Genomic DNA, 5,649 nt, shown 5'->3' with positions numbered 1-5,649 from the left:
GGCCTGCTGCGGGCCGAGAAGGTCGGCCGGCGCACCTACTACCGGCGTGACGAGATCCGCATCGCGGAGGTCGCCCGCATGTTCGAGAAGGGCTGGCAGAGGTAGCGCGTGAGGGCTGGTGGGGCGGGGGAGGCGGGCCCGGGGAAAGCCCCGGCAAAGGCCCCCGCCCGCGCGCATGGAGGCGGGTGCCGACTGAAAGGATTACCTGTCTCCGACAGGAAGGGCACACGTTCATGCACCGTCGCGCGGCTCTCGTCCCTCTCCGGTACGTCACCCTCCCGGGCCACGGCCCCGAGGACGTCGTGGCGGACGGGCACGGCAGAGTCCTGACCGGCGTCGAGGACGGGAGGATCTTCCGGGTGTCCGGTCTCGACGACCCGCGCGCGGCCCGCGTCGAGCAGGTGGGGGAGATCGGCGGGCGCCCCCTCGGTCTCGAACTCCTCCCGGACGGCGGCCTGCTGGTGTGCGACGCGGAGGGCGCTCTCCTGCGTGTGGACACCGGCGACGGCAGCGTGCGCGTGCTGACCGAGTCGGCCAAGGGCGAGCCGCTGAGGTTTTGCAGCAACGCCGTCGCCGTACCCGACGGGACGGTCTACTTCACCGTCTCCAGCCGGGAGTTCGCCCTGGGGGAGTGGGTCGGCGACCTCGTCGGTCACACCGGCACCGGGCGGCTGCTGCGGCTCTCGCCGGGCGCCGACACGCCCGAAGTGCTCCTGGAGGGGCTCCAGTTCGCCAACGGGCTCGCGGTGAGCGGCTGCGGCGCGTTCCTGGTCGTCGCCGAGACCGGCGCCCGCCGCCTGACCCGGTACTGGCTCACCGGACCCCGTACGGGCGTCGCCGAGCCCTTCCTGGAGGACCTTCCCGGCTACCCGGACAACCTCTGGCGCGAGGGCCCCGACGGCCCCGTCTGGGTCGCCCTCGCGGGCCCCCGCGTCCCCGCGCTTGACCTCCTGCACCGCGCGTCCCCGGCGGTCCGCCGCCGCGCCGCGCGCCTCGCCCTGCACGCCCCCTACCGCCCCTCCGGCACGATCGGCGTCCTCGCGGTCGACGACACCGGCCGCACCGTCCACCACCTCACCCGCCGCCGCTCCGGCTTCCGCATGGTCACCGGCGTCTGCCGCACGACGGACGGCCTGCTGGTCCTCGGCAGCCTGAACGAGCCGGGCATCGCCGTCTGCGCGGCCGTATAGGACCTCACCAGCGGCGTTACGCTGATGCCCGGCCGCGATCACGGCGGCCGGGCAGGAGACGTACGACATGACAGCGCCGAAGGCACAGAGCGCGCGCGAGGGGCAGCTTCCGGTGGTCGCGGTGGTGGCCGCCGGAGGCGTCGCCGGGTCCCTGATCCGGTACGGGGCGGGCCAGCTGTGGCCCGCGCGCGCGGGCGGTTTCCCGTGGGCGACCTTCGGGATCAACGTCGTCGGTTGCGCGGTGATCGGCGTGTTCCTGGTCCTCGTGACCGAGATCCTCACCGTCCACCGGCTGGTGCGGCCGTTCTTCGGGACCGGGGTCCTCGGAGGGTTCACGACGTTCTCGACGTACACCGTCGACTTCCGGAAACTGGTGGGAGAAGGGCATCCGGCCACCGGCTTCGCCTACCTGGCGGGCACCCTGTGCGCGGCCCTGGCCGCCGTATGGCTCGCGGCCGGCGCGACACGCCGGCTCTTCGCGAGGAGGCAGACATGACGAGGTTGACCGGCAGCGCTCTGAGGTTGACCGTGTTGATCGGGGAGAACGACACCGTCAACCATCGACCGCTGTATGCGGAGATCGTGCACCGAGCGCACGCGGCGGGTCTTGCCGGGGCGAGCGTGTTCCGGGGCGTCGAGGGCTTCGGCGCGTCCTCGCGCGTGCACACGACCCGGCTGCTGTCCCTCAGCGAGGACCTGCCGGTCGCGGTAGTGGTCGTCGACACCGAGGAACGGGTCCGTGCCTTCCTGCCGCAGCTCGACGAACTGGTCACCGAAGGGCTGGTGACGCTGGAGCCGTGCGAGGTCGTCACGTACACCGGCCGCCCAGCAGAACCCGGCGAAACCGACAAAGCGAACAAGAAGGGTAAGAAGTCGTTGTGAACTGGCTGCTGGTCGCCGTCGGCGGCATGGTCGGGGCGCCCCTGCGCTACCTGACCGACCGCGCGGTGCAGTCCCGGCACGACTCGGTGTTCCCGTGGGGGACGTTCACCGTCAACGTCGTCGGGTGCCTGATCCTCGGCGCGCTGACGGGGGCCGCGTCCGCCGGGTCGGATCTGCGGCTGTTGCTGGGGACCGGCCTGTGCGGCGCGCTGACGACGTACTCGACGTTCTCCTACGAGACGCTCAGGCTGGCCGAGACGGGCGCGGGACTGTACGCGCTCGCCAACGTCGCGGGCAGTCTCCTCGCGGGGCTCGGGGCCGCCTTCGGGGGCGTGTGGATCGGGCAGACGTTCTGGTCGTAGCGGGGAAACGGGAGGAACGGCGCCCTACCCGGGACTGGTAGGACTGTCCCCCATCAGTCGTCCCCCCTCCCGCAGAACTGGATTCCATGAGCGTCACCATCTCTGTCGGCCAAGCCGTCGTCCTCGGAGTCGTCGAGGGAGTGACGGAGTTCCTCCCCGTCTCCTCCACCGGCCATCTGAAGATCACCGAGGGCCTGATGGGCATCTCCGTCGACAACCCGGCGGTCGTCGGCTTCTCGGCCGTGATCCAGGTCGGCGCGATCGCGGCCGTGTTCGTGTACTTCTTCAAGGACATCGTGCGGATCGTCTCGGCGTGGGGCCGGGGGATCGCGCACAAGGAGGAGCGCTACCACCACGACTACAAGTTCGCCTGGTGGGTGATCTACGCGACGATCCCGATCGTGATCGTCGGCCTCGCCGCGAAGCCGCTCATCGACGGCGCCCTCGGCTCGCTGTGGGTGGTCGCCGCCTCGCTGATCCTCGGCAGCGGCGTGATGTGGGCGGCCGACCAGATGGGCCGCCACAAGCGCGGCGAGGACGACACGTCGTTCAAGGACGCGATGCTGGTGGGAAGTTCGCAGATCCTCGCGCTGCTCTTCCCCGGCTTCTCCCGCTCCGGCGCCACCATGTCGACCGCGCTGATCCTCGACCTCGACCGGGTCGCGGCCACCCGCCTGTCGTTCTTCCTCGGCATCCCGGCGCTCACCGGGGCGGGCCTGTACGAGCTGAAGGACGCCCTCGGCGCGGGCGTGGGCGCGCTCCCGCTGGCGGTCGGTACGGGCGTGTCGTTCGCGGTCGCGTACGTCTCGATCGCCTGGCTGCTGAAGTTCGTCGCCAAGCACTCGTTCAACGCGTTCGTCGTCTACCGCATCGTCGTCGGCGTCCTGCTCTTCGGCCTGCTCGCGACGGGTGCGCTGAGCGCCTGATCAGATCACCGGGCGTGCGATCGGCTTTCAGCCCGCATGCCCGGTGAATTTTTCTTTTCGCTTGTCTTGACACCGCCTGGCGCGCAGCCGCACCATCACTCCCGTGAACCTGTCAGACAGCCAGACAGGTGGTTCGGGGCCCCGTCGCGTGAGCGCGATGGAGGCGGTCCTCACCCACCTCCGCCGCGCCATCGAACGCGGCCAGTACGCCATCGGCGACAAGCTCCCCTCCGAGGCCGAGCTCTGCCGCACCCTGGAGGTGTCCAGGCCCGTGCTCCGCGAGGCCCTGCGCGCCCTCCAGACGATGGGCCTGACGGTCGCCAAGACCGGCAAGGGCACCTTCGTGGTCGCCAACACCGTCGAGGACCCCACCTTCGGCGACTACGCGGCCAGCGACCTCCTCGAAGTGCGCCGCCACATCGAGATCCCGGTCGCCGGGTACGCAGCCCTGCGCCGCACCCCGGAGAACCTGGACCACCTCGCCCACCTCCTGGACCGCATGGAGCGGGAGACGGACACCACCGCGTGGGTCGCGATGGACACCCTCTTCCACCTGGCCGTCGCCGAAGCCGCCCAGAACCCGGTCTTCCGCCGGGTCATCGAGGAGATCCGCGACGCACTCGCGCGCCAGTCGGCCTTCCTCAACGAACTGGGCGGACGCCGCGAGCAGTCCAACCGCGAGCACCGGGCCATCGTCGAGGCCCTCATGGACGGTTCCGAGTCCGACGCCGTGGCGGCCATGAGCCACCACCTCGACCGCGTCGAGACGACCCTCACCGACATCGTGCGCACCCCGCGCGCGGAAACTCCCCTGGAAGGCGGACCCGAGGCGTGAGCGAACAGCACCTCAAAGACGAGACGCGCCCCTCGTCCCCGCACGTCGACGCCGGAGACGAGGGATACAGCAAGTCCCTCAAGCACCGGCACGTCAACATGATCGCCATCGGCGGCGCCATCGGCACCGGCCTCTTCCTCGGCGCCGGCGGACGCCTCGCCGACGCCGGACCCTCCCTCTTCATCGCCTACGCCGTCTGCGGGATCTTCGCCTTCCTCGTCGTACGAGCCCTCGGCGAACTCGTCCTGTACCGGCCCTCCTCCGGCGCCTTCGTTTCCTACGCCCGCGAGTTCCTCGGCGAGAAGGGCGCCTACACGGCCGGCTGGATGTACTTCCTCAACTGGGCCACCACCGGCATCGCCGACATCACCGCCGTCGCGACCTACACCCACTACTGGGGGATGTTCTCCGACATCCCGCAATGGGTGCTCGCATTGATCGCCCTGGCCGTTGTGTTGACCGTCAACCTCATCTCCGTCAAGATCTTCGGCGAGCTGGAGTTCTGGTTCGCGATCATCAAGGTGAGCGCGCTCGTCGTCTTCATGGTGATCGGGATCTTCCTGCTGGTCACCCAGCACGAGGTCGACGGCCACACCCCCGGACCGTCCCTGATCACCGACAACGGCGGCGTCTTCCCCAACGGCCTGCTGCCCATGCTGCTGATCATCCAGGGCGTCGTCTTCGCCTACGCCTCCGTCGAACTCGTCGGCGTCGCGGCGGGCGAGACCGAGAACCCCGAGCAGATCATGCCGAAGGCGATCAACTCGATCATGTGGCGCGTCGGCCTCTTCTACGTCGGCTCCGTCGTCCTCCTGTCGATGCTGCTCCCCTGGAACGTCTACAAGGCCGGCGAGTCCCCCTTCGTCACCGTCCTGTCCAACATCGGCATCCCGGCCGCCGGCGGCGTCATGAACCTCGTCGTCCTCACCGCCGCCATGTCCTCCCTCAACTCCGGCCTCTACTCCACCGGACGCATCCTGCGCTCCATGGCCGTCAACGGCTCGGCCCCCGCCTTCACCGCGAAGATGAGCCGCACCCAGGTCCCCTACGGCGGCATCCTGCTNNGCCTTCGAGATCGTCCTCAACTTCGCGGCCATCGGCATCCTCGCCACCTGGGGCATGATCATGGTCTGCCACCTGCTCTTCTGGCAGAAGACCCAGAAGGGCGAGCTGACCCGCCCGAGCTACCGGCTGCCGGGCTCCCCCTGGACCGAACTCGTGACGCTGGCCTTCCTCGCCTCCGTCCTGGTCCTCATGTACGCCGACGGCGGCGCCGGACGCACCACCGTGCTGTGCCTGCCGCTGATCGTCGGAGCGCTCGTCGCCGGCTGGTACGCCATCCGGGGACGCCTCGCGCGCACCTCGACCAAGGCCGACGCGTGACCCCTGCGCCGGCCCACGACAACCCGCAGGCAGTGATGTTCAGCAGCACCCCCACCGACGCCCCCCTCATC

General features: G+C 70.0%; 6 protein-coding genes and 3 pseudogenes. All 9 read left to right on the top strand.

Features of this window, described 5'->3' with window-relative positions:
* Positions 1–105 (top strand): annotated as a pseudogene (locus tag AOK24_RS51260) (ArsR family transcriptional regulator); the annotation flags it as partial.
* Between the two features lie 128 nt (positions 106–233).
* Positions 234–1,190, top strand: a complete 957-nt coding sequence (locus tag AOK24_RS28715; protein WP_055722958.1) for an SMP-30/gluconolactonase/LRE family protein — start codon at positions 234–236, stop codon at positions 1,188–1,190.
* 67 nt (positions 1,191–1,257) lie between these two features.
* Positions 1,258–1,686, top strand: a complete 429-nt coding sequence (locus AOK24_RS28710; RefSeq protein WP_055722957.1) for a fluoride efflux transporter FluC — start codon at positions 1,258–1,260, stop codon at positions 1,684–1,686.
* Positions 1,683–2,072, top strand: a complete 390-nt coding sequence (locus AOK24_RS28705; protein WP_055722956.1) for a DUF190 domain-containing protein — start codon at positions 1,683–1,685, stop codon at positions 2,070–2,072. Before AOK24_RS28710 ends, AOK24_RS28705 begins: the two co-directional genes overlap by 4 nt.
* Positions 2,069–2,434, top strand: a complete 366-nt coding sequence (gene crcB, locus AOK24_RS28700; protein ID WP_055722955.1) for a fluoride efflux transporter CrcB — start codon at positions 2,069–2,071, stop codon at positions 2,432–2,434. The genes AOK24_RS28705 and crcB overlap by 4 nt, the downstream gene beginning before the upstream one ends.
* Before the next feature lie 86 nt (positions 2,435–2,520).
* Complete coding sequence (locus tag AOK24_RS28695; RefSeq protein WP_055722954.1) at positions 2,521–3,360, top strand: undecaprenyl-diphosphate phosphatase; 840 nt, start codon at positions 2,521–2,523, stop codon at positions 3,358–3,360.
* Positions 3,361–3,517: 157 nt separating this feature from the next.
* Entirely contained in the window at positions 3,518–4,195 is a 678-nt protein-coding gene (locus AOK24_RS28690) for a FadR/GntR family transcriptional regulator (RefSeq protein WP_055722953.1), read from the top strand.
* Positions 4,192–5,258, top strand: a pseudogene (locus tag AOK24_RS28685) (amino acid permease); the annotation flags it as partial. The gene AOK24_RS28690 and the pseudogene AOK24_RS28685, both read left to right, overlap by 4 nt.
* A gap of 2 nt (positions 5,259–5,260) precedes the next feature.
* Positions 5,261–5,578 (top strand): annotated as a pseudogene (locus AOK24_RS51255) (amino acid permease); the annotation flags it as partial.
* Positions 5,579–5,649: the final 71 nt, after the last annotated feature.

Origin of the sequence: Streptomyces niveiscabiei (genome assembly GCF_001419795.1) — a bacterium.
Taxonomy (GTDB): Bacteria; Actinomycetota; Actinomycetes; order Streptomycetales; family Streptomycetaceae; genus Streptomyces; species Streptomyces niveiscabiei.
This window is presented reverse-complemented; position numbering and strand designations above follow the sequence as displayed.

Excerpts from the sequence above, each read along its gene's own strand:
- AOK24_RS28715 (WP_055722958.1), top strand. The coding sequence starts at position 234 with ATGCACCGTCGCGCGGCTCTCGTCCCTCTCCGGTACGTCACCCTCCCG.
- AOK24_RS28710 (WP_055722957.1), top strand. The coding sequence starts at position 1,258 with ATGACAGCGCCGAAGGCACAGAGCGCGCGCGAGGGGCAGCTTCCGGTG.
- AOK24_RS28705 (WP_055722956.1), top strand. The coding sequence starts at position 1,683 with ATGACGAGGTTGACCGGCAGCGCTCTGAGGTTGACCGTGTTGATCGGG.
- AOK24_RS28695 (WP_055722954.1), top strand. The coding sequence starts at position 2,521 with ATGAGCGTCACCATCTCTGTCGGCCAAGCCGTCGTCCTCGGAGTCGTC.
- AOK24_RS28690 (WP_055722953.1), top strand. The coding sequence starts at position 3,518 with ATGGAGGCGGTCCTCACCCACCTCCGCCGCGCCATCGAACGCGGCCAG.